31 protein-coding genes, 1 pseudogene and 1 riboswitch are annotated in these 26,628 nt (G+C 45.9%); of the genes and pseudogenes, 20 read left to right on the plus strand and 12 right to left on the minus strand.

Annotated features, from left to right (window positions below):
* The first annotated feature begins 51 nt into the window (after positions 1–51).
* From EBO34_RS15370 to EBO34_RS15410, 10 genes are all read left to right on the plus strand, one after another.
* On the plus strand, positions 52–525 hold the full coding sequence (locus tag EBO34_RS15370; protein ID WP_249414124.1) for a GNAT family N-acetyltransferase: 474 nt from the start codon (positions 52–54) through the stop codon (positions 523–525).
* A gap of 73 nt (positions 526–598) precedes the next feature.
* Complete coding sequence (locus EBO34_RS15375) at positions 599–2,017, plus strand: MDR family MFS transporter (protein ID WP_122900200.1); 1,419 nt, start codon at positions 599–601, stop codon at positions 2,015–2,017.
* 46 nt (positions 2,018–2,063) lie between these two features.
* Positions 2,064–2,186 carry a hypothetical protein gene (locus tag EBO34_RS21110; protein ID WP_283234596.1) on the plus strand — a complete coding sequence of 41 codons (123 nt, stop codon included), beginning with the start codon at positions 2,064–2,066 and terminating at the stop codon, positions 2,184–2,186.
* A gap of 65 nt (positions 2,187–2,251) precedes the next feature.
* Positions 2,252–2,485, plus strand: a complete 234-nt coding sequence (locus EBO34_RS15380; protein WP_122900202.1) for a hypothetical protein — start codon at positions 2,252–2,254, stop codon at positions 2,483–2,485.
* A gap of 229 nt (positions 2,486–2,714) precedes the next feature.
* Entirely contained in the window at positions 2,715–3,533 is an 819-nt protein-coding gene (locus EBO34_RS15385) for a DUF2785 domain-containing protein (RefSeq protein ID WP_122900204.1), read from the plus strand.
* Positions 3,534–3,548: 15 nt separating this feature from the next.
* Entirely contained in the window at positions 3,549–4,004 is a 456-nt protein-coding gene (locus tag EBO34_RS15390) for a GNAT family N-acetyltransferase (protein ID WP_122900206.1), read from the plus strand.
* Positions 4,005–4,358: an SH3 domain-containing protein gene (locus EBO34_RS15395; protein WP_122900208.1), complete on the plus strand. Its 354-nt coding sequence runs from the start codon at positions 4,005–4,007 to the stop codon at positions 4,356–4,358.
* Positions 4,355–5,068 (plus strand): Type 1 glutamine amidotransferase-like domain-containing protein, encoded by a 714-nt coding sequence (locus tag EBO34_RS15400; protein ID WP_122900210.1) that lies wholly within the window; start codon positions 4,355–4,357, stop codon positions 5,066–5,068. Before EBO34_RS15395 ends, EBO34_RS15400 begins: the two co-directional genes overlap by 4 nt.
* Positions 5,052–5,846, plus strand: coding sequence for a class I SAM-dependent methyltransferase (locus EBO34_RS15405; protein ID WP_122900212.1), 795 nt, complete (start codon positions 5,052–5,054; stop codon positions 5,844–5,846). The genes EBO34_RS15400 and EBO34_RS15405 overlap by 17 nt, the downstream gene beginning before the upstream one ends.
* A gap of 1 nt (position 5,847) precedes the next feature.
* Complete coding sequence (locus tag EBO34_RS15410; protein ID WP_122900214.1) at positions 5,848–6,303, plus strand: DinB family protein; 456 nt, start codon at positions 5,848–5,850, stop codon at positions 6,301–6,303.
* A gap of 127 nt (positions 6,304–6,430) precedes the next feature.
* On the opposite strand, the gene EBO34_RS15415 is transcribed toward EBO34_RS15410, so the two are convergent.
* Both EBO34_RS15415 and EBO34_RS15420 read right to left on the minus strand, forming a co-directional pair.
* Complete coding sequence (locus tag EBO34_RS15415) at positions 6,431–6,634, minus strand: YdiK family protein (protein WP_122900216.1); 204 nt, start codon at positions 6,632–6,634, stop codon at positions 6,431–6,433.
* Entirely contained in the window at positions 6,634–7,476 is an 843-nt protein-coding gene (locus EBO34_RS15420) for a CPBP family intramembrane glutamic endopeptidase (RefSeq protein ID WP_249414125.1), read from the minus strand. Before EBO34_RS15420 ends, EBO34_RS15415 begins: the two co-directional genes overlap by 1 nt.
* 283 nt (positions 7,477–7,759) lie before the next feature.
* Between EBO34_RS15420 and groES the strand changes: the two genes are divergently transcribed.
* The 3 genes from groES (at position 7,760) to EBO34_RS15435 (ending at position 11,148) form a co-directional block, all read left to right on the plus strand.
* On the plus strand, positions 7,760–8,044 hold the full coding sequence (gene groES / locus EBO34_RS15425) for a co-chaperone GroES (protein WP_122900220.1): 285 nt from the start codon (positions 7,760–7,762) through the stop codon (positions 8,042–8,044).
* A 109-nt stretch (positions 8,045–8,153) separates the two neighbouring features.
* Positions 8,154–9,785 carry a chaperonin GroEL gene (gene groL, locus EBO34_RS15430; RefSeq protein WP_122900222.1) on the plus strand — a complete coding sequence of 544 codons (1,632 nt, stop codon included), beginning with the start codon at positions 8,154–8,156 and terminating at the stop codon, positions 9,783–9,785.
* A gap of 433 nt (positions 9,786–10,218) precedes the next feature.
* On the plus strand, positions 10,219–11,148 hold the full coding sequence (locus EBO34_RS15435) for an Ltp family lipoprotein (RefSeq protein WP_221175158.1): 930 nt from the start codon (positions 10,219–10,221) through the stop codon (positions 11,146–11,148).
* Positions 11,149–11,813: 665 nt separating this feature from the next.
* Here the strand turns inward: EBO34_RS15435 and EBO34_RS15440 are convergent.
* Both EBO34_RS15440 and EBO34_RS15445 read right to left on the minus strand, forming a co-directional pair.
* Positions 11,814–13,427 carry a sodium:solute symporter family protein gene (locus EBO34_RS15440; protein ID WP_122900224.1) on the minus strand — a complete coding sequence of 538 codons (1,614 nt, stop codon included), beginning with the start codon at positions 13,425–13,427 and terminating at the stop codon, positions 11,814–11,816.
* Positions 13,424–13,906 carry an OsmC family protein gene (locus EBO34_RS15445; RefSeq protein WP_122900227.1) on the minus strand — a complete coding sequence of 161 codons (483 nt, stop codon included), beginning with the start codon at positions 13,904–13,906 and terminating at the stop codon, positions 13,424–13,426. Before EBO34_RS15445 ends, EBO34_RS15440 begins: the two co-directional genes overlap by 4 nt.
* 83 nt (positions 13,907–13,989) lie before the next feature.
* Positions 13,990–14,094, minus strand: a riboswitch (SAM riboswitch).
* A gap of 362 nt (positions 14,095–14,456) precedes the next feature.
* Between EBO34_RS15445 and EBO34_RS15450 the strand changes: the two genes are divergently transcribed.
* Together EBO34_RS15450 and gerQ are read left to right on the plus strand one after the other, a co-directional pair.
* Positions 14,457–14,933, plus strand: a complete 477-nt coding sequence (locus EBO34_RS15450) for a cell wall hydrolase (protein ID WP_122900229.1) — start codon at positions 14,457–14,459, stop codon at positions 14,931–14,933.
* Between the two features lie 24 nt (positions 14,934–14,957).
* A complete protein-coding gene (gerQ, locus tag EBO34_RS15455; protein WP_122900231.1) occupies positions 14,958–15,413 on the plus strand; it encodes a spore coat protein GerQ in 456 nt (151 codons plus the stop codon).
* Positions 15,414–15,539: 126 nt separating this feature from the next.
* On the opposite strand, the gene EBO34_RS15460 is transcribed toward gerQ, so the two are convergent.
* The 3 genes from EBO34_RS15460 to EBO34_RS15470 all read right to left on the minus strand — a co-directional run bounded on the left by EBO34_RS15460 (position 15,540) and on the right by EBO34_RS15470 (position 17,644).
* Positions 15,540–16,433, minus strand: a complete 894-nt coding sequence (locus EBO34_RS15460; protein WP_122900233.1) for a DMT family transporter — start codon at positions 16,431–16,433, stop codon at positions 15,540–15,542.
* Between the two features lie 357 nt (positions 16,434–16,790).
* Positions 16,791–17,012 carry a hypothetical protein gene (locus EBO34_RS15465; RefSeq protein WP_122900235.1) on the minus strand — a complete coding sequence of 74 codons (222 nt, stop codon included), beginning with the start codon at positions 17,010–17,012 and terminating at the stop codon, positions 16,791–16,793.
* Entirely contained in the window at positions 17,009–17,644 is a 636-nt protein-coding gene (locus tag EBO34_RS15470; protein WP_122900237.1) for an esterase/lipase family protein, read from the minus strand. Before EBO34_RS15470 ends, EBO34_RS15465 begins: the two co-directional genes overlap by 4 nt.
* Positions 17,645–17,876: 232 nt before the next feature.
* On the opposite strand from EBO34_RS15470, the gene EBO34_RS15475 reads away from it, so the two are divergent.
* Both EBO34_RS15475 and EBO34_RS15480 read left to right on the plus strand, forming a co-directional pair.
* The gene (locus EBO34_RS15475; protein WP_122900239.1) at positions 17,877–18,290 is read left to right on the plus strand and encodes an ion channel; all 414 of its coding nucleotides are present in this window, start codon (positions 17,877–17,879) and stop codon (positions 18,288–18,290) included.
* Positions 18,291–18,569: 279 nt separating this feature from the next.
* The gene (locus EBO34_RS15480) at positions 18,570–19,724 is read left to right on the plus strand and encodes a M14 family metallopeptidase (RefSeq protein ID WP_122900241.1); all 1,155 of its coding nucleotides are present in this window, start codon (positions 18,570–18,572) and stop codon (positions 19,722–19,724) included.
* 173 nt (positions 19,725–19,897) lie between these two features.
* On the opposite strand, the gene EBO34_RS15485 is transcribed toward EBO34_RS15480, so the two are convergent.
* From EBO34_RS15485 to EBO34_RS15495, 3 genes are read right to left on the minus strand one after another with little or no spacing between them, the layout of a single operon-like run.
* A complete protein-coding gene (locus tag EBO34_RS15485) occupies positions 19,898–20,380 on the minus strand; it encodes a DinB family protein (protein ID WP_183163905.1) in 483 nt (160 codons plus the stop codon).
* A 54-nt stretch (positions 20,381–20,434) separates the two neighbouring features.
* Positions 20,435–20,782: a DUF3147 family protein gene (locus EBO34_RS15490; RefSeq protein WP_122900245.1), complete on the minus strand. Its 348-nt coding sequence runs from the start codon at positions 20,780–20,782 to the stop codon at positions 20,435–20,437.
* A complete protein-coding gene (locus EBO34_RS15495) occupies positions 20,773–21,195 on the minus strand; it encodes a MarR family winged helix-turn-helix transcriptional regulator (RefSeq protein ID WP_122900247.1) in 423 nt (140 codons plus the stop codon). Before EBO34_RS15495 ends, EBO34_RS15490 begins: the two co-directional genes overlap by 10 nt.
* Before the next feature lie 311 nt (positions 21,196–21,506).
* On the opposite strand from EBO34_RS15495, the pseudogene EBO34_RS15500 reads away from it, so the two are divergent.
* Positions 21,507–21,692, plus strand: a pseudogene (locus EBO34_RS15500) (CoA-disulfide reductase); the annotation flags it as partial.
* Between the two features lie 436 nt (positions 21,693–22,128).
* Positions 22,129–23,508 (plus strand): alkaline phosphatase, encoded by a 1,380-nt coding sequence (locus tag EBO34_RS15505; protein ID WP_122900251.1) that lies wholly within the window; start codon positions 22,129–22,131, stop codon positions 23,506–23,508.
* Between the two features lie 220 nt (positions 23,509–23,728).
* On the opposite strand, the gene EBO34_RS15510 is transcribed toward EBO34_RS15505, so the two are convergent.
* The gene (locus EBO34_RS15510) at positions 23,729–24,187 is read right to left on the minus strand and encodes an SAM-dependent methyltransferase (protein ID WP_122900253.1); all 459 of its coding nucleotides are present in this window, start codon (positions 24,185–24,187) and stop codon (positions 23,729–23,731) included.
* A gap of 316 nt (positions 24,188–24,503) precedes the next feature.
* Here EBO34_RS15510 and EBO34_RS15515 point away from each other — a divergent pair, with 316 nt between their 5' ends.
* Complete coding sequence (locus tag EBO34_RS15515; RefSeq protein ID WP_249414126.1) at positions 24,504–26,087, plus strand: BCCT family transporter; 1,584 nt, start codon at positions 24,504–24,506, stop codon at positions 26,085–26,087.
* A 45-nt stretch (positions 26,088–26,132) separates the two neighbouring features.
* Here the strand turns inward: EBO34_RS15515 and EBO34_RS15520 are convergent, their stop codons facing one another.
* Positions 26,133–26,537, minus strand: a complete 405-nt coding sequence (locus EBO34_RS15520) for a hypothetical protein (RefSeq protein WP_122900255.1) — start codon at positions 26,535–26,537, stop codon at positions 26,133–26,135.
* Between the last annotated feature and the right edge of the window lie 91 nt (positions 26,538–26,628).

Raw genomic sequence — 26,628 nt, forward strand, 5'->3', positions numbered from 1 at the left:
AAACAAGTTTTTATCCACAGCTAATCTTTGAGAATGGGAGAGGAGAAAGACATGATTACCATCAGAACTTTTGAAGAAAAAGACAAAACATTTATTCTCAAACTCGCCGCCCGCTTCGGCGAGTTTGAGCACGTGGGCTGGCGCGACCCCCGGGAGATGTCGGAAGCCCAGCTCCGACTTTCGGTCGAGTCAATCGATACAAATAAAGATCACCTTTTTGTGGCGGAGAAGGACGACGGGCGTCTGCTCGGCTATCTTGAAGTAGACGTACATACTGATTTTTTTACCCAAAAAAAGCAGGGGTATATCGCGGCCATTGCTGTATCCCGTGACGGGGAAGGGACCGGAGTCGGAAAGCGCCTGATCAAGAAGGCGGAGAGCTGGGCCCGGGCGGAAGGCTACGGGGAGCTTGTCCTCGGTGCCTTTGCCGCAAATGAGCGGGCCATCGCATTTTATAAGCGCCTCGGGTTTCAGATGGATACGGTTACGATGGTCAAAGAGCTTCGGGGCCGCGAGCAGGATTAACAGATTCATGGTATGATAGAAAGAGGTATTTCGTGTAGCGAAATGAAGCAAAACAAAAGCAGGTGACTCTCACGTGGCTAAAATTCCACATAAATGGATTGTGTTATTCGCGGTATTGCTCGGAACGTTTACGATTATTTTAAACAACAGCATGTTAAACCCCGGCGTCCCCCACCTGATGGACGTGTTTGATGCCGATGCGGTCGCAACGGGCTGGGTGATCACCATCTTCATGGTCACGATGGGAATCACCATGCCTCTCACCGGCTACCTCGGCGACAAGTTCGGGAAAAAGAATCTGTATCTCTTCGGGCTTCTGCTCTTTGTCCTCGGCTCGATCCTCGGGTCAATGAGCTGGAACCTGTCGTCGCTGATTTTGTTCAGGGGACTTCAGGGAATCGGCGGCGGATTTATTATGCCGTTGTCTCTCGTGTTTCTTTTTGAAGTGTTCGAGAAACGTGAGCGGGGCATGGCCATGGGCATCTGGGGCATCGCCGCCATGATGGCGCCTACGATCGGACCGACGCTGGGGGGCGTGATCATCGAGCTCGGCACCTGGCAGTGGTTGTTTCTCTGTAACGTGCCTACCGGTGTTCTCGGACTGATTTTTTCGTCGATTTATTTGAAGAAAAGCAAGCCGAACAAAAACATCACCTTTGACGGCAGCGGCTTTGTGACGGTGACGATCGGGGTGGGCTCGGTGCTCTTTGCCCTCGGGCGGATCAGTGAGCTCGCCCACCTGACCAATCCGGTCAACATCTCACTCATCGTGATCGGTTTTGCGGCCTTGGCGCTGTTCGTGAAAATTGAGAACGGCAAAGAACAGCCGCTGCTTGATTTGTCGATCTTTAAAATTAAGCCGTATACGATCAGCATTTGGATCGGAATTGTGAGTTCCATCAGTTTGTTCGGAGGAATCTTCCTGATCCCGCTGCTCGTACAAAACGTTTATGGCTACGGGGCGATTATGACGGGACTGGTGTTTTTGCCGTCGGCGCTGTTGATGGGGCTCTGCATGACGATCGGCGGACGGATTCTGGACAAGCGGGGACCGTCGGGCGTGGTGACGGCTGGGCTTGCCCTTTCATTTACGGGGACGATCATGTTCGGGTTCATCTCCATGGAGACGGCCCTCTGGGTATTGTTTGCGCTGAACGCGCTGCGGGGGATCGGCATGGGCTTCAGCATGATGCCGTCCACGACGACGGGAATGAACGCGATTCCCGAGCAGATGATTTCGCGGGGATCAGCCATGAATAATGTATTGAGGCAGATGAGCTCGGCACTCGGAATCGTGTTTATGAGTGTGTATTTCGAAGTGCGGCGGGCCCAGGTGATGGGCGCGAACGGCATGTCGCTGGAGGAAGCGAGTCTTAAAGCCATCACAGAAGGATTTATCGTCATTTCCGTGCTCCTGCTCGTCTCGATACCGGCGGGCTGGGTGCTGGGGCGCGAAGTGAAGAAGCATGACGCGCGGGAGAAGTCTGCGTGATGATTTGTTGAGCGGCTTCCTTTTTATAGAGGAGGTCTTTTTTTGTGTGAGTGGCAGAATTAAAGAGATTTGCGGCAGAAAAAAGAGGGTTATCGGCAGAATAAAAGACGTTTTCGGAAGAATTATCGTTGTTTTTGGAAGAATTGTCACGGGGGGATGGATGCGATGATGATAAAAAAGGTGATGGTAATTGGAGAGCGGTTTCCCTTTTTATAGAGGGGGGGCGTTTTTTGTGTGAGTGGCAGAATTAAAGAGATTTGCGGCAGAAAAAAGAGGATTATCGGCAGAATAAAAGACGTATTCGGAAGAATTATTGTTGTTTTTGGAAGAACTGTCACGCGGGATGGATGTGGTGATGGGAAAAATGGTGATGATTATTGGAGAGCGGTTTCCCTTTTGGAGAGGGAGGCTGTTTTTTTGTTGTGCTCAGCTCTTAGGGGTGAATTAATTGGAGTTAGGGGGGAATAAACAGAGCTTAGGGGTGAATTAATTCGTCTTAGGGGAGAATTTTTCTCCCTTAGGGGTGAATTCGATCTTAAGGGGAAATTATCAGTATTCAGGGAGAAAAAAATGCCTTAATTATTTGGTTTTAGGGGGAAATTACGCTTTCTTAGGAGGAAGTGACCCGGATGGCATCTATGGATGATATAATAATTACAGAAAATTCCTCCAACTTTGCGAAGAATGGAGTTAGCTGATGACATTAAAGGAAGAATTAAAGAGTTTGCGGGAATACAAGATACATAGAAGCGATGAACGAATCTCCCGATTGCTTGAGCCTATGCTGCAGCACATTGGCTCTCCTGATCCGAAGCTTAGAGACGGGCTTATTTACAGCACGTTTGCGAAGTGGGCAAAAGACGATTGCCTGACGGACGAGCAGCTTCAATTTTTGCTGACCACTTGTGTCGGGGAGTCGCATCTCTTTTACCATATTGGGAAGTGCGGGGACGATTCGGTGTTTACGCGCTCGTTCTCTGCTCTTGTCATTGCGGCGATTATGCAGAAGGATCGCGAGCGGAGGGCATTGCCGGCGGAAGTGGTGAAAGAAACCTTGGAGAAAACGCTGCTCTATTTGGCGCGGGAAAAGGATGTCAGGGGCTTTGTGAAAGGAAAGGGGTGGGCTCACAGCATTGCTCACGGGGCTGATTTGCTCACATCTGTGACCCTGCATCCTTCTGTCAGCATGGAGTGTCACGAAGACATTCTGCAGGCCGTGCAGGACTGTTTATTTAAAAAAGTCACGTATGTCGATGACGAAGATGAGCGGCTGACGTTCGTGATTGAGGCTCTTTTGGATAAAGGGATCGCTGCTGCTCAGTTAGAGCAGTGGATTGGAAAAACCTCTGAAAAGCTGGAAGAGTATCTTCGTGAGGAAGGGCATTCGCTGCATTTTTACCGGACAAAGACGAATGTGATGAACTTTTTCAAAACGGTTTATTTCAGGATTACGTTGCTACAAGTTCGAAAACAGATTGAAGAGCGAATTGAGTACTGGCACCGGAAACTTTACTAAACGAGGGGAATCGACATGAAGATACGAGAGCTGATGGAAAACGAACATCCCCCGATGGACTTGCTTCTACTGGCGGATCCTTCACGAGAAAAAGTAGAGAGGTACCTGCGAGAAGGGGAATGCCGGGTCGCTGAGGTGTCAGGTGAAGTCATTGGGGTTTATGTGCTCGTCAAAACAGGTGCGGGGCGTGTGGAACTGATGAACGTTGCGGTGAAGGAGTCGGAGCACGGCAAGGGTATTGGGAAAAAGCTGATCCTGGATGCGATTGATCGGGCGAGGGAAGCTGGTCTTCATACGATTGAAGTCGGAACGGGGAACTCTAGTATCGGGCAGCTCGCTCTTTACCAGAAGTGCGGGTTTCGGATTGTCGGTGTGGAGCAGGATTTCTTTGTGAAGCATTATGATGAGGAAATCTATGAAAACGGGATCCAGTGCCGGGATATGGTGCGGCTTGCGCTGGAGGTGCAGTAGTTGAAGTACATAATAATGAAACCGCATAAGAGCAACTACCCGGATCCTATTACCCTCAGTAAGGGAGAAAAGGTTCGGACAGGCAGAATCTATGAAGGTCCCGAGGGCTGGGAGAACTGGATTTACTGCACAACCGTGAACGGCGAATCTGAAGGATGGGTGCCGGCGCAGATTATTAATGATCATGTCATAACGGAAGATTATTGTGCGAAAGAGCTGAATATCGATGCCGGCGAACAGGTGGAAGTGGTGAAAGAGCTGAATGGCTGGTTGTGGGTAAAGAATGTGAGGACCGGGGAAGAAGGGTGGATTCCGCGGGAGGCTGCGAAACTGATCCAGGGGGACGAGACATGAAGCAAATCATCGCTATGGGAGGGGGAGGATTTTCCATGGAGCCCAATAACCCTCTCCTCGATAATTATATTTTAAAGCAGGCTTTATCAGATAAACCAAAGGTCTGCTTTGTTCCTACTGCAAGTGGAGACGCGGAGGGCTATATTGAGCGGTTCTATAAAAGCTTCATGAAACTTAATTGCGAGCCTTCACATTTGTCGTTATTTAAACCGCCTGCTGAAGATTTAAAGGCTTTTATTTTGGATAAAGATATTGTTTATGTGGGTGGGGGAAACACGAAGAACCTGCTTGCTCTCTGGAAAGAGTGGGGTTTGGAACAGATATTACATGAGGCATGGGAGAAAGGTGTTATTCTGGTGGGTCTCAGTGCCGGTTCGATATGCTGGTTTGAAGAAGGCGTAACCGATTCGTTCGGGAGTAAGCTTGCACCATTAAAGTGCCTCGGCTTTTTAAAGGGAAGCAATTGCCCTCATTACGACGGGGAGGCTGAACGGCAACCTGCTTACCGGCACTTCGTTGATTCGGAACAAATAAAAGGTGGGTACGCCACGGACGATGGTGTTGCCCTTCATTTTATAGGAAAAGATCTGCACAGAGTGGTTAGCTCAAGGCGTAACGCCAGAGCATATTCATTGTCAGTCGGCGGAGGAGAAACGCCCCTCACAACAGAATACCTTGGGGAGGTGAAGTCTGGTGGACAACGTCATTGATTATTATACGCAGTTTGATGAGTGGGGGCGCCTTGAACGGGAGCCGATTGAGTTTCAGGTGAATATGCATTACATAAGGAAGTACCTCCCTAAGTCCGGTATGGTTCTGGATAACGGTGCCGGGCCTGGGAAGTATGCGATGGCGCTTGCGGAGGCCGGGTTTCAAATGACACTGACAGATTTTACCCCGAGGCTTGTGGAGGTTGCGGAAAAGAAAGCGGAGGAGCTGGGCTTAACAGAAGCGTTTAACGGGTTTCATGTTGCTGACGCAAGGGACTTGAATGTTTTTGAACCGGGCAGATTTAACGCTGCGCTAATGATGGGGCCGATGTACCACTTGCAGGAAGAAGAGGATCGTTCTAAGGCAATCAGTGAGTTAAAGAGGGTAACCAAAAAAGACGGCATTGTGTTTGTGGCGTTTATGCCGAGATCGAAGCATGTCCTCACGTCATTGGAGAATCCTGAGCAATTGAAACCGAACCATACACTTGAGGGCATAAAGAATTTTTCTGAAACAGGGTGCTTTGATCACCAGGACAAAGGCCGGTTTACAGGTGCCTACTATTCTGAGGTGAAAGACATCAAGCCGTTTATGGAGGCGCAGGGTTTTGAAACGCTGGAACTTATCGGGTCAAATCCCGGTGCACTTTTGAAAGATGACACTTGGGGAAGTTGGCTGGGGAAAGAAGAGCTGGTGGAGATTCTTATCGGTCTGGCTGCAGATCCGTATCTGCTCGGTGCTTCCTCTCACTTACTTTACATAGGAAGGAGAATGTAGGATGAAAAACAAAACACTGGTTCAGTTTGAGAAAGCGGCAGACGAGTTTGCGGGGTTAAAAGAGGTGCCGGAGGAGGCTTTGACGGAGCCTCTTGATGTAGGGAAGTGGTCGCCGCGGGAAGTGATTTGCCATATGTATTACTGGGATAAGTTTAATAAAGAGCAGATGGTGCCGCACATGGCGGACGGGGCGAGGCTGCCGGCGTTTCCGGATCACGATGCACATAATGCGGAGGGGCTTGAGTATTTGAAGTCGTGTAAAAAACCGGAAGAAGTGATTGATCTTTTTGTAGAGATGCGAAAAGCGCTTGTTGCGGAGTTTGAGGTGTTGAATCCGGATATGCGCTTTACCATTGGGACCGGGAAGCGGCAGTTTTCGCCGGAGAGCTTTGTGAAGATGTTTGTGAAGCACGATCAGCATCATTTGAAGCAGCTTGAGGCTGCCGGGGTAAAATAAAAGTTGTTGCAGGAAGAATTAATTGTGTTTTTGATAGTATTAATTTCATTTTCGAAAGTATTAATCCCGGCTTGGGAAGAATCAACATAAAAAGAGCGCTGCTCCTAGTCCGGAGCTGCGCTCTTTTTTATTTTTTTTCGTTTTTCTTTACCCGCCGGGCCATTCCGAAGAAGCGGAAGGCGATGACGTAGTCGATGGTGGCGACGACGATGAGAATGATGGTGAGAAAATCCCATCCGTCGGTGCGGGCGTTTTGCTGTGTTGCCAGGAAGACGAACATGGTGGCAATGGAAAAATACAGTACGGCCCAGAACATGGGTGACTTGCGCATTAGATTAATCCTCCAATAAACATGATGACTGCCTGCAGGTTAAGGGCCTGCTGCTCCTGAAGTTCGATGATCCGCTCGATTTCCTCGCGGTAGACAACCTGTACAAGCATGACGAAGCCGTTGATACCAGCGTGTGCAATAATTGGTACGATGATACGTTTTGTTTTGACATACAGGTACGAGAACACGATCCCCATAATCAGGTAGACGAGGAGGTTCTCGAAGTCGACGTGGACGACGGCGAACAGGAGTCCGCTTCCGAGTGCACCGATCCAGAAGCCGAAGCGGCGGTAAAGGGAGCCGAATATGACCTGACGGAAGACGATTTCTTCCATTATAGGAGCGAAGATCGCAACGGCAATGGCCATCAGGGGCACGGCGGTGGCGATGTTCACGATGTGCTCGGTGTTTTCGGAGCCCGGCTCGGTGCCAAACAGGTTGATCTGTATCAGGTTGGCGACCATCTGGGCCACGAACGCGAGCGCGATCCCGATGACGGACCAGGTGATGGTAGTTCCGATGGCGGATTTGCTGCGGAGATCAAAGTCCCCGTCATGCTTCAGACTCGAATAGCTTAAGAGAGCGATAATGACCGTACCGATGGAGAAGCCGATGAGAATCGCGTATCCCTGAAGAGCTTCAGGAGAGTCGGCAATCCCGGTGCCGCTGAGCAGCGGAATCGTCACGAGTGGTGATAACTGCACGAGAATGAAGGCAACGAGAATAATCCAGTATCTTTTTGTCAAAGTGATGTCTCCTTTATGTTTTAGCTGTGTATTTTGAAATTCGGCAAGGGGAAGGAGCCGGACGCGCTCTTCCTTTGCGTATATGTATCGCTTCATATTGTAACATAGTACGTGCTTCGAGCTGAAAAAGAACGGTTTGGCCTGATTTTGTATGCGCTGTCAGAGGATGAAGCAGGTGCCGGGGAAACGTGACGTTTCCGCAGATATTTTTACCAAAAAAATAAACGAAAACACTTGCAAAAAAATTGTGAGACGATTATTATAGGAATTGTGTTAGCACTCATTCAAACCGAGTGCTAATAACCAGACTAAATTAAATCAGCGCAGATCGGCCGAAAAGGCTTGAACTGTCGCAAATACATTAAGGAGGGTGTTTTCCTTGTTAAAACCATTAGGAGATCGTCTTGTTATTGAATTGGTAGAGCAAGAAGAAAAAACGGCTAGCGGGATCGTACTTCCGGATTCTGCAAAGGAAAAGCCACAAGAAGGTAAGGTTGTAGCTGCAGGAAGCGGACGCGTAACGGATAACGGTGAGCGCGTGGCACTTGAAGTGAAAGAAGGCGACAACATCATCTTCTCTAAGTATTCCGGTACTGAAGTAAAGTATGAAGGTAAAGAATATTTAGTCCTGCGTGAAAGCGACGTTCTGGCTGTCATCGGCTAAGGATTTGCGTTTCATAAAAAACGCAGCTTCGTAGGCGCATGAAACGATAACCACCACAGGCGGATTTGGCGCCTACATATAAAACAAAAATTACAGGAGGTTTTTTACCATGGCTAAAGAGATTAAATTCAGCGAAGACGCTCGCCGCGCGATGAAGCGCGGGGTTGATGCACTTGCAGATGCGGTAAAAGTAACGCTTGGACCGAAAGGACGTAACGTTGTTCTTGAGAAAAAATTCGGTTCTCCATTAATTACTAACGACGGTGTTACAATCGCGAAGGAAATCGAGCTTGAAGACAACTTCGAAAACATGGGTGCGAAGCTTGTATCCGAAGTAGCAAGCAAAACAAACGACATCGCAGGTGACGGTACGACTACGGCAACTGTTCTTGCCCAGGCGATGATCGCGGAAGGTCTTAAGAACGTAACATCCGGAGCTAACCCAATGGTTATCCGTAAGGGTATTGAAAAAGCGACGAAGGTTGCTGTTGAAGAGCTTAAGTCCATCTCCAAGCCAATCGAAGGCAAGGACTCCATCGCCCAGGTAGCTTCCATCTCTGCTGCTGACGATGAAGTCGGCCAATTGATCGCTGAAGCTATGGAGCGCGTTGGAAACGACGGCGTTATCACAGTGGAAGAATCAAAAGGCTTCACGACTGAGCTTGAAGTGGTTGAAGGTATGCAGTTCGACCGCGGATACGCGTCTCCTTACATGGTGACTGACTCTGACAAAATGGAAGCGGTTCTTGAAGATCCGTATATCCTTATTACTGATAAAAAGATCGGAAACATCCAGGAAGTTCTTCCTGTTCTTGAGCAGGTTGTTCAGCAGGGCAAGCCAATCCTTATCATCGCTGAAGATGTTGAAGGGGAAGCTCTTGCAACACTTGTTGTAAACAAACTTCGCGGAACATTCAATGCTGTTGCTGTTAAAGCACCAGGATTCGGTGACCGTCGTAAAGCGATGCTTGAAGATATCGCAACACTTTCCGGCGGGGAAGTTATCACAGAAGACCTCGGTCTTGATCTTAAATCTGCGAACATTACGCAGCTTGGGCGCGCAGCGAAAGTCGTTGTATCCAAAGACAACACAACAATCGTTGACGGTGCTGGTGACGCAGCTGAAATCGCAAACCGCGTAAACCAAATCAAAGGTCAGCTCGAAGAAACAACGTCCGAGTTTGACAAAGAAAAACTTCAAGAGCGCCTTGCTAAGCTTGCCGGCGGTGTTGCAGTCGTTAAAGTCGGTGCAGCTACTGAAACTGAGCTTAAAGAGCGTAAACTCCGCATCGAAGACGCCCTCAACTCTACTCGCGCAGCAGTAGAAGAAGGTATCGTTTCCGGTGGTGGTACTGCCCTTGTGAACGTCATCAACGCTGTTAAAGCTGTTGAAACTGACGGCGACGAAGCAACTGGTGTAAACATCGTTCTTCGCGCACTTGAAGAGCCGGTACGCCAGATCGCTCACAACGCAGGCCTTGAAGGCTCCATCATCGTTGAGCGCCTGAAAAACGAAGAAGTGGGCATCGGCTTCAACGCAGCCAACGGCCAATACGTAAACATGGTTGAAGCAGGAATCGTTGACCCAACTAAGGTAACACGTTCCGCGCTTCAAAACGCAGCATCCGTAGCAGCCATGTTCCTAACAACAGAAGCTGTAGTCGCTGACCTTCCAGAAGAAGACGGCGGCAACCCAATGCCTGACATGGGCGGAATGGGTGGCATGGGCGGCATGATGTAAGCTTCCACAGGATGTGGTGACTTAGGCGTTGCAACAGGACGTTGCGGTCATAGTCCGAGATCCGCTTAAAACCACCCTCTGGCTGAAGCCGTTGAATAAAAAGACCTCATTGATCTGTTTAAAATACAGGTTAATGAGGTTTTTTGTATATAAAGATTTATCTGAAGGGGTTACGTGCGATGTACTGACCTGACTTTCCAAATAATTAGCTTTCAGGCTTTGTTCGCCAAAAATAGCGTTGCAACCACTGTAATGGCTCCTGAAATTAGGAGGTTTAAGGGTAAAATATAGGCTATTTTCTTTAGGTCCTTTGAATAGAATCATAGAAGTAAAAAGTCCTTCTATCGAATGTTAAATAAGAATGGAAAAGTATAACTTTCGGCATGGTATAATAGTTTTAGTTAATTAAAACTAAATAAGGGGTGATTGAACAGTGGAAACGTTTTTAGGGTTGTTAACGTTAATGGCTTTAGGAGGTATGGTAGTCTTTTTTGTCCTTGCCTTTGTGAAAGGAAAGAGTACTAGACTTAGGAACTTTGCAAAATCAGGTGTTTGCCTGGTCACACTTATCATCCTCGCACTGATTGGTTCATCGATAGGGGAAAAAACCCCTGTTACTCAAGAGGTTACAGCTGAAGCTTCCGCAGAAGGTATTGAAGCTGAAGAGAAGATTAAACAGGAAGAAGCTAAGGAAGCTGAGGAGCAGGCACAAAAAGAGCAAGAAGAACAAGAAGAACAAGAAGCTAAAGAGGCTGAAGAAAAAGCACAGATAGAGAAAGAAGAGCAAGAAGCGAAGGCACAGGCGAAGAAAGAAGAGGAAGCCAAGAAAGAAGAAGAGGAACGTAAGGCTAAAGAAGAACAAAAAGCTAAAGAGGAGGCAGAACGTAAAGCTAAAGAAGAACAAGAAGCTAAAGAAGCTGAAGAAGGCAGCTTAACTGTTTCCCAAGAGCAGGCGACTTGGATGGCTCAAGACTATTTGAATTACACAGCATTTTCTAAATCAGGATTGATCAATCAACTAGAGTTTGAGGGTTTTAACACAGAAGATGCAACATATGGTGTAGAAAACATCGCGGTTGATTGGCAAGAACAAGCCGTTCAGATGGCTCAAGACTATCTGAATTACACGGCATTCTCTAAATTAGGATTGATCGATCAGTTAAAGTTTGAGGGTTTTAGCACAGAAGATGCGACGCATGGTGTAGAAAGCATCACGGTTGATTGGCAAGAGCAAGCCGTTCAGATGGCTGAAGACTATTTGAATTACACTTCTTTTTCAAAACAGAGTCTAATTGACCAATTGATCTTTGAAGGGTTCAGCACGGAACACGCAACATACGCTGTCAATCAAGTTGGTTTGTAATAGATACAATAAGTTAAGGGGGTAGCTATAAGCTACGCTCTTTATCATGTGATGTGGACGGTTCCAACGCTCCTCACAATTCTAAAGTGTTGACTTCTTTTGATTCTAAAAGGGGTCAACACTTTTTTATGTAAATTATTTATACAATATTTTCCCCACTCCCCCTTCCTAACAGGAAGCGCCAGAACCGTCCCCACACTTCTTGAGTCGTTAGCGAGGATCATGTGCTGGCGGAAGCTCGTGGTGAAGGGCCTTTGGGGATGAGCATGGGAGGGACGGTTGTAGCCAATGGGGTGTACGTTGATAAATAGGAATAACAAATTGCTTTGGCCCTTTAAGAAATTGTAAGAGATTAGTTTCCGTTGCTTTCATTTAATTCACCTCATTTGGCTTTATACCTTAATTATATCAAAGTATTAATTTGATACTGAATTCAAGAAGAGTTGAAACCAGTTCATTCTCAACCCAATAATGAGAAGTGAGTTTTTTTCTTAATGTCCATAGAGGAGAGAGTAATAGCCAGATCATATAGGCGTGATTCGCAATGCAATAAAACTTAGGGCAATATAATCCCTAAGCTTTTTTGCGTTCTATTTAGTTGCGTTTTTTAAGACTTTCTTTCCCAAATCTGAACCATTTCACATTTAAAGGAGTTCCTTCCTCTTTCAAGAAACCATCTGCTCCCCAGCAGATGCTTTGGTCACTTTCGGTTTGATATAAATAATACTTCCGATAAATAAGGCTAGTATAGAAAGGAAGATTGTCATTCCTACCACACCAGCGGCGTGGAGAGATTCATAGAACAATCCGTTAACGACAAGCAGCGCTGCAAGGGTAGTCAACACTACTGCTCCTTTTACAGAGCGCTTGTTGGTAATCTTCCAATTTCCATAGTTGAAAGCAACGGTAAATAGCACCATGATGAGAATGTTGACGCTCATCCCTACCCAAACCGGGTGGATGTTCAGGAAGAAATCAGATGGGTGCCAATTGCTTAAGTGGTACCAGATTAAGCCTGCTGAGAATCCGCCAAATAATGCGCCGAGGACGGCTCGTTTTGTGACAAGCGGCCAGAATAAAGCAGCGACTACTGGTGCGAAGGTGGCAGAGTTTCTCATTGTCCAGGCGAGTACATTCCACCAGGCGGCTTGTTCTGTGCGCAGGAAGCCGAAGATGATCATGAGTCCTGTCAGTAACAGCAGCGACCATTTTGTATATTTAACAAGCTGTTCTGGAGAAGCGCCAGGGAAAATGGCGCTTCCGACGTCTTTACCAAGACTGGTGGCCCCTGAGAACTGACAAGGCGCTCCCCATCCGAGAGCACAAGCCCAGATACCTAAGAAGAACAGGCCGACGAATGGAGCGGGCAGTACTTCCATTAAATATTGTGGAAGAGCAACGAGACCCAGGCTGGCGTCTGGAACGACCGCAGCTGCAGACAAGCCAAATAGAATACCTAATAGAATGAAAGGAACACTCATCACTTCTGCAACGATTAAGCCTTTGCGTCCTTCTTCAGGTGTTTTACAAGATAAGGCCATCTGAAATGCAGCTTGCGCTAAAATCACGTTTACCAGGAAAGTGGCAAACCATACAAGGATCACTTGAAGGCCAGCGCCTCCCCAATCAAACATGTTCGGCTGATCGGCTGCAAGCTGCTGCAAGCCGGAAATGCCTGGGTTGATAAAGAATGCCACGGTCCCAATGATAAACATGATGGCAAAAACAAACGTGTTCATCGTTTGTGTAAATGCTACAGCCCACATACCGCCTGCCTGTAAATAAACAAATAGTAAGAGAGCTGTAAAAGCCACGGATAAGGATAACGAAACGCCAGTAAACACATGGAAGGCAGAAGCAAAAGCAATCGCTGTAGCTACGGACCACATCGGAAAGGCAAACGCCGTGATAGTGCCTGATAAAGCTTTAGCACGTCTGCCGAATTGATCACCGATTAATCCTGTGATCGTGACGATTAACTTTTCCCGGAATGATTTAATTAATAATAAGGCAATCAGTAAGACTTGTACTGTTTCTGCGACCCCGTACCAAATCGCTGAAATTCCTGTCAGGTAGGAAAGCTCGACTATCGATATGTACGTTGATCCGGAGAAGAGTCCGGTAATACAAAAGGCAACCGTCCACCATCTGAATGTCCGGCCTCCCACAAAATACTGCTCACCACGGTTGGCTTTCCGTTTCGCCACGTTACCGACGATGATGAGGGCGAGGGTGTATAATACGGCAAGTGAAATGACCCAGAATCCATATGAACTCATGTTTGTTCCTCCTTGATGATGTTCCAGATCACTTCAATTTCTACACCTGCATCCTTAAACAGGTTGTATGAGGGACAGCGTTTTTGAACGCGTTGAATAAATTCTTCTTCGTCTACATCTTCCTCTGCAAATGTAACGTCTAGCTGAAGCGTCACCGTTTGAAAGTGCTGGTTCACATCAGCTGTCCCAAACAATCCTCTGCGATCGATGCCTCCGCTCGAAGAAGCATCGAGCTTTACAATCGTTAACCCTTTTTCCTTCGCCACCATTTCAACAACGATCATGAAACAGCCGTTTAGCGAGCCAATGATATACTCCATAGGTGTTAATGCTTCATTTAATCCGCCAAGCTTCTCTGGTTCATCAATCGTAAACGTGAAATCCCGAATCGCGTGCTCATTCTGATACGGGTTGGTACGCTTGCTTTGTGTGTCGATGGAACGTAATTCCGTGTTATTCTGTGTCTGCTGATCTGCCATTTAATTTTCCCTCCCTTTTAAAACATAAAAAACCCTTCTACTTTTCTGTAAGAAAAATAGAAGGGTTGATTTAAACGTCCCGACTCTTATCTTTCAGACAGAAAGTGTCTGCTGGAATGAGCACCTTGTTTTTAAACAGGTTGCCGCGGGATCAAAGGACCAGGTTCCTCCACCGCTCTCGATAAGAATTTTATGAATTTAACGATTATTCTACTCGTATAGTGAATCGTCTGTCAACCGTTAATTTTCTTATTACAAACCGGGCACTAAAGCGGATTGCCCGTGGGACAGTCAGCCACAAGTTGGTGTTGTCGTCCAGTTCAGCATTCTTCCTTCCCTGGCACCATTATCTGAAAAATAAAGCAGAGTGAAACGACGAGGCAAAATAATAGGAAGCGCCAGAAACGTCCCCATACTTCAATTTCAGGTGAAAAATGCCAAGGAAAAGAATTTTTTCTTTGATGAATCCACCCAGTTTGGGCTCATGGGCAAGTTTCGAAAAGGATCTTCGGGCAATACGTTAGTTGTATAGGTTGAAGGTGGTGTGAAGATGGGCAGGCGAATAAAGCATACAGACCGTGACGTAGAGTCGTTGGCGAGGATCATGCTGTCGGAAGCGCGCGGGGAAGGATCTACAGGAATGAGCATGGTAGGGACGGTTGTGGCCAATCGGGTGGAGGCCGACTGTGAACCTGACTTTAAAAATCTACGCAATATCAGGCATGCGATTTATCAGGTAATCCCTGGTACCGGAATTCCTCATTTCGAGCCCGTCTTAAACGGGTCTTTGTATACACAGCGTCCCGATGAAGGTGATCTCCAGAGGGCGAGGGATCTGCTGCAAGGATACCGGGACCCCCAGGCCAGAATGAGCTTGTGGTTTTTTAACCCAAGTCCCGGGCAATCCTACCGGGACCCTTGTACTCCCACAATGCCAAGATCACCCATGACACAGTTCGAGTTTGCATATAGAAATCATTGCTACTATGTCGGTGTACCGGGCTATTGCACAGAGTTTTACGGTTAAATAAAGATAGGAGCTGAGCTTCACATGACATTTGGAAACGCAAATTATTATCCGACGAATTGTTCTCAAAGTTATTATCCCGCTTCCAGAATGCAGGGGCAGACCGCACAACAACAAGGTGGCTTCCCGCCTTCCGGACCGTCTTTTCTCACCCCGGTAGTTCCATTAGGGACAGGACAGCAATTACAATTCGGTGTGATGGAAGAATCATTTATTGAAAATATCCTTCGCTACAATAAAGGTAAGATTGGTACCTTCTATTTTACTTACCAAGGGAACAGCAGATGGAATGCGATGGTTTACCAAGGGCGCGTGGAAACGGCAGGCCGTGATCATATTATCATCAGCGATCCGGCCAGCGGGAAACGTTACCTGCTTATGATGGCTAATCTCGATTGGGTAGAGTTCGAGGAACGAATCAACTACCCTCACACTGAAATTAACCCGGCAATCCAGGAGACGATGGAGATATCGGAATAGAGGCTTGGAGGAAACAGTCTCTCATGAAGTAAAAAACGGTGCCAATGATCGCCTTTCGATCGTTGGCACCGTTTTGTTGATTTGGTGGTTTCAAAAGTATAAGGATGACCGGGCAAATCAGGAGATTCATTCCCGGTTTTCTGTACTTCCTGAGTCGGCCTGCTTCACACTGAGTACGGTGATTGTAAGCAGGATGATGACCATTCCAAGAACTTGAATAAGGGTCAAATGATCTCCGAGAAGCAGAACGCCAAATAATGAGGCTGTCACCGGCTCTACCATTGCGACCATGGAAGCATTTGCCGGGGTCGTCCGCCGAATGCCGATTACATAAAAGATAAATGAAATTCCAGCCCCCACGATCCCTAACAGAAGAAACCATCCTATGTCGCTTGATGTCACCACACGAACTGTTTCTTCAGTATCTGCAATAAGAAAGAGGATGACACAAAATGAAAAAAAGGCGATGGTTAAGATGGTCTGCGGTTTTCCGATCGCAGAGGCATTTTTAAACCCGAATATAAACAGTGCATAGAAAAGACCGGCACCAAGGCCCATTGCCGCCCCTAGAAAACTCACTGAAACCTCTTCGGGATTGTAGGCCCCTGTAAGGAGGATAATCCCCATAATGACACCGGCGATGCAGCCCCATTTAAACAAAGTTGAACGCTCGATTCCGAATAAAAAAGAGATTAAAAGGACGAAGACAGGTGCGGTGTACATTAAAGTAGCGGCAACCGCAATACTTGCGGCTTCGATACTGAGAAAATAAAACGAAAAATTCCCGGCAACCCCAATACCTGCCAACAGAGACCATATATAAAAACGAGTGGAGAAGGTCCAATTTTGTTTATAGCGAAAGAGAAACCAAGCAAAAAAGAAAATAAAAGCAACAGCCCCCCGGTAAAAGGAGATCACAATCGGATCCCAGCCCTTGTTCATTAAAATATCGCCAATGCCACCACTAATGCCCCAGCATATAGCGGCCAGCATAACTAATCCTACACCTGCATACCTCATCGTGTGCCTCCTGAATATAAGAAATAATACGTATTTTTGATTGCGTTATAAAAAACCTAGCGTGAACTTATTAAGGGGGAGAAAATTCTCTTAACACTCCTAATCAACCATAGGTTTTTTAAAAGGTATTTACGCTAATTCCTTTAAGTATTCGTGCCTAAACCTCATTCAGTCTGGACTGCAAAATGAAAGGGCTCCGGTACCAAGCTGTAGAATAGGTAAAACCCCCTCAATGGTCTCTTTTGCAGAGATTAAAGAGGGGGTTTTGTGTTGGTATGGTTCTCTCGATTAATTAAAAGAACCGTCACTATGTTTAGCTTCTATGTTTATTTGGCGGGAATGAAAACTATTACTTTATTAGAAGTTGCTTACCGCCCGATCCGGATCGGCCGGTCCATCATGATCAAGGGCATCAAACACAAACTTGTAGGACAACGGGTCATATACGATCTCTTGATGACCTACCGGGCTTAAAGGATAGTAGTCTTGTATTGTAATGTTGGATACCTGGGTGGCAGGACCCTCCAGGAATGCAGAATCATAAGGGACAACGACCTGATCGGTTGTTGTCGTTATCACCGTGTAAGAGACATTGCCAGGGGTTTCATTACCCTGTTCAAGTTTTCAAGAAACTCTGAACCGGTTAATTGCTGCTGGCAGGCAGTAGACGATGCGACATCAGAGACATCTGAAGTCAATCGTTTAAAACCTACAAGACCATCGGTTCCATGATTGGAGGGAACAAAAGCGATAAGGTTGTCCACATACTCCGCTCCTCCAAGATTTTTAATATAGTATCGGGGCATCATCCCTCCCTGGCTGTGTCCGACAATATCCACCTGTTCAGCGCCGGTAAGCTCCAGTACATTATCTATAAAACTACTTAATTCCTCGGCAGAATCCTCGATTGGTCCAGTAGACGCTCCTGCATGTGTGAAGCCGTAGTTCAATGCATATACACAGTGCCCTTCATTTGCAAGCACCGGGGAAAGCTTCAGCCAGTTTTGTGCACTCCGTTCAAACGTGCCCGGTACAAGGATAACCGGTTTCGGCTTGTCTTCGGTAAGCTCGCATGCCGGATCATTCGCACCAAGCGGCGGTGCCCCTTGTTCCAGCAAAAAATCCGTGTCACTTTCGGCGTTTGACAGATTCGGTATGGACAATAACATAACGAGAAGTAAACTTAAAAAACTAAAAGTATGTTTTTTCACATCTTATCCTCTTTTTTTATTGCGAGTAAAATAGACTCAGCCCCTGCTTATTCATAACATGTTATAAAAACGCTTTCACGCTGTAAACCTGCACCGGTACTGTAATTCCATCTTTGTTGAAATTACATATAAAAGTCGCTTTTTTCTATAGCGGAACCAGAGGGAAACATGTTTTCCTTCTCCAGGTAAAGGAAAGAGGGTAGAGAGAACAGAGAGGAGGATGTTCCGCTGCATGGTATCCATAATTTTAATCGGAATGACAATCCTTTTTATCTTGGCTAATCTCTATTATTTTTTTACCAGTAAATCTTATAAAAAAAGCTACTTTGATCCTGCAATGTTTTATAAATTATTTTTTGTGCTGCTTGGCGTGACCTTCGGCTTCGCAGTGCTTTATTATATTTTGTCCTTCAATGAAGTCGTCTTAAGAGTGAATGATCCGACCGGAGAAGCGGCAGAGCATACGTTTTTGAACATGCTGTACTTTAGCGGAGTCACGATCCTCTCAGTAGGCTACGGGGATTTTGTCCCTGTTGGGAGTACCAGATTATTCTCTTTGATACAGGCAGCCCTTGGTCTGCTCCTGCCAGCAGCTTACTTTATGAAAGCATTCAGCAGTGGAAGCAACGGAGAAAATAATAATTAAAGAATGATTATTTATCTTTCCATAAGTGACAATAGAAATACCTTCGTCGCTCCCCGGACAGGGGAGAGGTAGTGTCAAAATCAAGTCAACGTTTTAAGAGAGGTGTTTATCCTTATAAAGTTAATAAGGGTCTTTGTTCAACAGAGTATGGACACCAGCCGTTGAACAAGACATTTCTACTCTTTTTCATATGCTTGCCTCAACTGTGTCCTTAATGTTTACTGGGGCAAAGAACGTGAAATAGCTCCCTTACATGGATTGAACCAGGGAGGTTTTTTTATGGCAAGTGACCGTTTTTTCAGCAATACGTATGAAGAGTCACGGGCGGGGTTTCGGGATCAGTTGAAAGAAATTGAGAAATACTGGCCGAATGCCAGGCTTGAGACCTATCATATCGGGAGTGAGGAAGAGGATAATACGACCGATATTCTCGCGGCTGATGCATTGGAGGAAAAAAGGGATTTACTTATTATCACAACCGGGGAACACGGGGTTGAAGGGTTTACGGGCAGCGCTGTGTTGCAGCTCTTTATTGAAGAGTATTTGCCGGTCATTAACCCTGAAACCACAGGAATGCGGCTCGTTCACGCCGTTAACCCTTGGGGGATGAGGCATTTCAGGAGGGTGACAGAAAACAACGTAGACTTAAACCGGAATTATATTAAAGACTGGGATAAGGTAACTGGGACTGTGAATGAGGAGTTCGCCCGGCAAAAGGACGCATTTGTTCCTTCTGAACCGGTCGGGGACTTACATACACAAAAGGAGAAATTGTCCTTTCGTTTAAAGGAATCCTACACCACTGAAGAACTGGCAAAGTTAAAAGACACCCCTTCAGGCCAGTATAGATTTGAGACCGGCATTTTTTATGGGGGAAATGATTACGACGAACCGGCGGAAAAGTTGAAAAACAGATACTTAAACTGGGTCAAAGGCTACGACCATCCCGTGCATATGGATATCCATTCCGGGGGCGGGCCCAAGGATGAGTTGTCATTAATCTTTACGGAAGCGGACAGCCGGAGTGAAAACACACTCCGGGAAGAACTCTCCTATGACCATGTCATGAAAGCGCCTGAGGTGGACGGTGATTCAAACCTCTTTCTTCAGAAAGCTGTGCAGGTAGAATACCCTGATAAAAAGGCCCTTGTATGTTTATTTGAGTTTGGCACGATCGGAGAATCGCTGGATGATCTCATCTTTTGCACCCGGACGATGATCAATGAAAATCAGCTTTATTTTAAAGGTGCGGCTAAAAAAGAAGACAGAGAAGAAATTCAAAGAGATTTCGCCAGACTTTTTTACCCTCGCAAAAAAGAGTGGCAAGAGCAGGTGATTGAAAAAGGAAGGAAAGGGATAAATGCGATTCTGACGAGTGAAAAGATCCAGCTGCATTCGGTGCCTGGCACTGCAGGAACGTTGCCGGATACGTAGTTCTTTTAAAACAGGTCCCATTCTTTGTAGTTTACTTCAAAGGTGCAAAATCGAAACATTAAACAAGGGCATGGAGTTTGGTCTCCCTGCCCTTTCTACTTGCTTGTTGGACTAACGCTTACCCAATAGTTTAAGTACATTTGGGTACTCTTTATGAGTGTCAGATTCTTCAACTACCGCTCCCGTTCCTTTAAGAAGAGGTGGGTATTTTTAATTTGCCTGAAATGGTGACAATCGTGTTGCGCTAATCCTTTAAGATATTCATACAAAGAAAGAGTTGTTTCTCCGATGGTAAAGTTTTTCACCCAATATTCATCAGGGATTTCATTGATTTTTTTATAAAGTTCATTTCGAGTAGAAATAAAGTTCTCTATCGTTGTTAGTTGATTTTCACGTCTACTAATAGCTGCTGAATCTAAATTCATTTTTTTGCTGTCCGGACCTTTTGGAAGTTCATCTTTTGAAAATAGATATGGTAAGCGCTTGTGTATAATAAATTCATCCCAAGGTTTAAAATGACCAATTATTTCTGCAATCGTCCATTTACCCTCTTCAATCTCCGTTCTCCATTCTTTTTCACTCAATTCTTCCAAGGATTTTACAAAAGTTATAGAATCTAATTGGTGCTTACTAATTTCAACTTTATATTTATTCACCAAATTCCCTCCCTTTTTTAATCTTTCGTTCAAGCTCCATTTGTATTAGTCAAATTAGAAGTAAGGGGTTACCTTCTTTACAAGGAAATCTTGCACGGTCAAGAAAATTATCCAACCACCCACTCCCAAACCTATCGATATAAATAATGATAAGGATGCTTTTAATGAAATGACAACGATGATTAATAGCACAGCAGTAGCAGGAAACCCCCATAGGACACCCAAAGCAAATTTACTCAGATTGGTTGTTTGTTCTCCTTGAATAGAAAGCCATAACAAACTCAGTAAACTCACTAAGGGTAAAGCGGCAATGATCCCCCCGTACTTTGGAAAAACTCTTGCCAATTCTGTTACCAGGCCAATAATGACTGCTGAGACCAGAATTTTTGCAATTAAAAACATTTCCTTGCCTCCTCACTAAGGAGAGCAAATGCCTTTTCTATCATTTCAATTTCAGATTCATCAAGATTTTCTAATACATTTTTTAGTTTTTCATTATCTAATCGTGTATGTCTATACAATACTTCACTACCTTCTTCAGTCAAAATCACAAATACTTTCCTTTCATCTTCAATGCTTCTTTGTTTGGATACAAAGCCCTTTTTTATTAGTCTTTTGATGTGTTCTGAAGCAGTATTATGAGTCACACCTAAGAATGCAGCTAAATCACCTATCGTCGTTTCTTGCTTCTTTTCTATGTGTTGCAACAATCGTACAGCTTGGTGCGAAATATTGTCTTGATGAATGTAATGTAAGAAATGATAAATATCTGTCCAATTTTGATTTATATTACTAACTGTGTTTTTTAGAGTCACAAAAGAAAACCTCCTCTCTTTTTATATCTTACATTACGATATATTCTTATGTAAAGATAAAAAAAGGGAAGCAAGGGGACGGTTCTATTGCTTTCTTTAAGGGTGACTTACTTCAATAAACTAGAAGGAAGCATGAGAGTCCCCACGCTTTCCGCTGTCGAATAAAAGAATATTACCCAAGAAACGATCGATTCTTCCCTTATCCCGGACACAAAATGTTCATCTTTTTTCGGTCATTTCCTTTTTTATTCACGTACAACAAAAACATACCCAATAGGGTATGTTCGGTGTGGAGAAAGGGGAGATTCAGGATGTCAAGAAAGATACTTATTGTTGGAGGTGTAGCGGGTGGGGCTACAGCAGCAGCCAGGCTGAGAAGATTGGATGAAAAAGCAGACATTATTGTCTTTGAGCGTGGGGAATATGTTTCTTTTGCCAATTGCGGCCTTCCTTACTATATCGGGGGGACAATAGTGAACATCCATGAGTACCTCGTCGTTCTTGGCTGCTATCCGTCTATCTATGAGTGAGGTTTCATATGCCTTATGAGAGGCTTTTTTTTGTGGGTCAACACCTTCCTGTATTCCTTTGTTTATGTAAAGGAAATGACTGTTCTTTAACATCCACTGCAATTCTTTTACAATACGTCCCCTAAGACTCACGAAAAAATGGGTCAATCCTATAAAAAAACCGGCCTGTAAGAAGAGTTATTACCTTTTTATGCAAAATGTACCGGGTGGAAGGTAAGGAAGTCAGGAACAGCTTATGTACCTTTTTGTCGAACAGGGGGACCGGGGAACCATACGGGCATGTCGTTTACATTCTCTCAAAGCTACTGTCACGAAGCCAATATATTGCCCTGTTAAACTGCAGATGACAGGTGGAGGGCGAGCCCTTCCCCTGCAAAATACATAGTTATCGGGAGGCAGGAAAATGTTTAAAAAGACGGTTCTTGGGGTTTTGAGTGCAGCAGTTGTTGTCAGTGGTTTAGGTTTGGGAAATGTGTGGGCAGAAGCTTCTCCGCCGGGGCATGGTGGGAAGCCGGATCAGCCGGGGCCGCCGCCGCATGCAGGTCCGAAGCCGGGCAAGGAGCAGGTGGATAATGTGATTTATATGATTCCGGATGGTTTCTCTGCAGGATACAACGTGAATTACCGTCATTACAAGGAAGACGATGTGCCTGTATGGGACAGCTTCCTAACAGGGATGATGATGACGCACTCCAACGACAATCCAATTACCGATTCAGCTGCAGCGGGAACGGCTATGTCCACGGGCATCAAAACGAACAACGGTATGCTGGGTCTCGATCCGGATGGAAATGAGCTTGAAACGATTCTGGAGGCGGCACATAAAGAAGGAAAGTCAACAGGTCTTGTGGCCACGTCCACGATTACCCATGCCACTCCTGCAGCATTCGCTTCCCACGTCAGCTCAAGAAACAATCAGGAGGAAATTGCACGTCAGTATATTGAAGAAGGAACAGTGGATGTGCTTTTTGGAGGAGGTATGGATTTCTTTCTTCCTGAAACAGAGGGCGGCAGACAGCCTGAGCGCAATCTGATTGAAGAAGCTCTGCTGGAAGGGTACCAGGTTGTACAGGACCGCCACGGCCTTCTTGAGCTGGAGGAAGGCAGAGTGCTTGGTCTTTTTGCGGACAATGCCATGGCACCGGAGCTGCACCGCGGGGAAACGGAAGAGCCGAGCCTTGGCGAGATGACGAGTACAGCCATTGACCTCCTGAGCCAGGAAGAGGATGGATTTTTCCTGATGGTGGAAGGAAGCCAGATTGACTGGGCCGGCCATGATAACGATGCTGCCTGGGCAATGAGTGACACCGAAGCATTTGAAGATGCTGTTAGCGCAGCAATTGACTTTGCCAAGGAGGATGAAAATACTCTCGTCATCGTGGCAGGGGATCACGACACCGGAGGCATGACACTTGGGGGATACAACAGCAAGGGGACTGATGTCGGCCTTCTTCGTGATGTCACAGCCACTGGTGCCTACATGGCCGGTCAGCTGAATGCTGATCGCTCCAACGTGCGGGAAGTGGTAGAGGCGTATACGTCTATCAAGCTTACGGACAGCGAGGTGGAGAGGGTCAGGGAAGCACGTACTCCGCGTATCACCATAAACCAGATCGTCAGTGACTATGCGGGTGTCGGATGGTCAACCACAGGGCACACAGGCATTGAAGTACCGATCTTTGCCTATGGAGCGGGATCAGAGCTTCTCACAGGCATGGTCGATAACACAGACGTACCCAAGGCGATTGCAGAAGCCTATGGGATCACTCTCGGGAACGAGTAGAAGAGGTAAAAGTCTGACAGGAGAACTTCTCCTGTCAGACTTTTTTTATCCATAATTTATACTTGTAGAGTTTTTCCTGCCTTTGGCATAATAACTTCATTTCTTTCAGCTAATTTTGAGGTACTCTGGCAGGGAGATTGGTCCATGCTTTCATTTTCTGGTTTCTTATTCAACTGCCGCTTTACCGTTAATTAATAGTGATAGGAAAGAATAATACGTTTTAACCCCAGTAATTTTTCATAATGGTACTTGTCCATTGAGGTTGAACAATGGACTCTTTTGGAAGAAATTCTTTCATCACTGGTTTTATGTCTAAGATTGGTGTTTCGTTAATGCAGTCAAGGCCTGCCACAATTAATTCTCTTCCTTCTCGTTTGAATATCTTTACTGTTGTAAGGCCTAATTGATTAGGTCTGTTTTTTCCACGTTGACTGAAGATACCAACTTTAGGGAGCTTTTTATCATTTCTTGGATGTCTTGCACCTGTAACTATTTTGTTTTTTTCTACCAAATGGAAATAAAAGATGATCTCTAAATGGGAAAAAGACTCAATCTCACTTAGAGCCTCTTCTGGAAGAGAGCGATCCAAAATGATCTTGGTCACAACTTCCCCCCAGTAATCGTCTTCGGTTTCGTGTCTTTCATTATAAGCAACGCCAATTGGATTTAGTGTAATCATCGAACTTCTCCTTTTCCTTGGCTTTTTATATGTACAACTCTAATAATGAAGAATCTTCCTTTCTTTATTTTAACATAAATATCCAAATCCCTATGATTCATAAATTAAATCGCACGGTAAATCCATTACAAATCACATGTATTTTTTGCTAGTGATTGGCTTGTTTGCACCTCTGGAGCAAGCCCGTTTCATTCTTTGTGTCCGGCTTTCTTATGAAGGGGCTGCATCGAGGTGGAAATCCGACGTTTTACACCTTCTGCAAATGGAAACGAGTAGGAAGGAGGGACGATTTTGCAGACTGGGAGGTTTTTTTGTTTTGAGAAGAGATAGTGAAGGTCCCGATAAGGGCCGGCTGATAGATTATCGGATTTTTGTCCCGTCACTGCTTGTCATTATCGGAATCAGTATTCCGTTTTCCATTTATGAGGAGCAGGCAACGGCGGCATTGAATCAGACCTTCGACACGATTGTGGAGGTATTCAGCTGGGGATACATATGGTACGCGATATTGCTTCTGGGGGCAGGTTTGTATCTGTCTTTTTCAAAATACGGAAAGGTTGTGTTGGGCGACCCGAACGAGAAGCCCCGCTTTACCTTGTTTGAATATGCATCGATCCTGATCGCCATGGGCGTCGGGTCGACGATCATGCGAACCGGGATGGTGGAGTGGACGGCGGTGGCGAACGATCCGCCATTCGGACTTGAACCTCAGTCTTCTGAAGCGCTTCTGATGGGGAATGCCTACAGCATGTTTATGTGGAGCTTTCAGGTGTTCGCGATCTTTGTGATGGCAGCGCCTGCCATGGGATATATCCTTCATGTCCGCAAGCGGCCATTGATGAGAATTTCGGAAGCGTGCCGCTGTATTTTCGGTGACCGGTTTACAGAGGGCGCCGGCGGGAAGTTTCTGGACATCATTTTTCTTGTGAGTATTTTATCCGGCGCCGCGGTCACACTTGGCCTTGGTACACCGATTATTACTTATAATCTGTCCAAGCTGTTTGCGATTGAGGTCACGTTTGGACTGACGATGATTGTTACGATCGTCTGGGTGATATTATTTTCCTTAAGCGCGTATGTAGGAATCGAAAAAGGGATCAAGCGGCTCAGTACGTTTAATATGTATCTGGCCGGAGGGTTCGCGTTGTTTATCATGATTGCAGGACCGGGTGTCTTTATTCTTAATTATTTTACCGAAAGTGTCAGCAGCCTGATTACAAACTACGTGAACATCTCCTTTTATACCGAGTCACTTGAGCTGGAAGGGGCGTCCCACGTCCAGAGTAACACCGTGTTCTGGTTTGCCTACAGCGCAACCTGGGCGATGCTTCACAGTATTTTTGCAGCGAAGATCTCCCAAGGAAGAACGATTAAGGAAATGATTTTAACTTACCTGCTCGCTCCGACGCTGCTCAGCTGGGTGGCGACCGGGGTTCTTGGCGGGCTTGGCGTGCACAGGCATCTGACGGACGCGGTTCCGGTGTTTGATATTGTGCAGAATCAGGATGACATGGCCCTCATTCCGGAGATTCTCGCGTCACTGCCGTGGTCTACAGTGGCTCTCGTTGTATTCGCCATTGTGGCCATGATCTTTTTGACTACAACCCTTGATTCCACAACGTACACCATTGCGGCTTATACTAGCACAAAGGATATGAGTAAGTACGAGCCGTCCAGGTTTCTCCGGATTGCGACAGCCGGAATTATTACCGTTCTTGCGCTTATTCTCATGAGAGTCGGCGGCCTTGCCCCTCTTGAAGTCGTATCGGGCCTTATGGGACTGCCGATCATCATAATTCAGTTTTTGACCATTTATGCGGCGAAAAAAATGATGGATCAGGACCGGGCGTGGATTCACAATGTAAGGAAAGAGAGAGTGGAAGATTCGAAAGCTTCATAGTAGAAGCCGGCCGGGAATGCCCTGGGCGGCTTTTTGTGAGGTCTTCTAATCCCACAAAATGAAACTATCCATTTTCAGGAGGCTTTCCTTACACTTGGGGCAGATTCGGTTCTCGAGTTCTCCCACGTCGATTTCTTTAGTCCGGTCTTTTTTGCACCGGCTGCAGCGTCTGTGGGTTTCAAATGAACCACCGTCATAGAACTCGATTTTGACCGTTACTTTTTTAAACACATGATCACAATTGGTGCAGTGAAACAGGGAATGATTGTGCTCATAGTGACATACATGGCGGTCTTTCACGGCTTCCATTACGGATGGGCGTGCTGTAGGGTGCAGTTCCATGATGAGGGACGAAAGGGGATAAACAGGCGTCATTCCGTGACCAAGAAAATACTTTTTACGATAAACGCAATCAACATCCGTGCATGCAACCGTTCCTCCATACCCCACGGTAACGCCTCCCTGGTCTTTTCCCGTAAGTATATCAAAATCTCTGACAATGCCGTTCGAAAAAATTCGTTCCCTGACCCCCGTTTTTCGC

Source organism: Alteribacter keqinensis, assembly GCF_003710255.1.
GTDB classification, from domain to species: Bacteria; Bacillota; Bacilli; order Bacillales; family Salisediminibacteriaceae; genus Alteribacter; species Alteribacter keqinensis.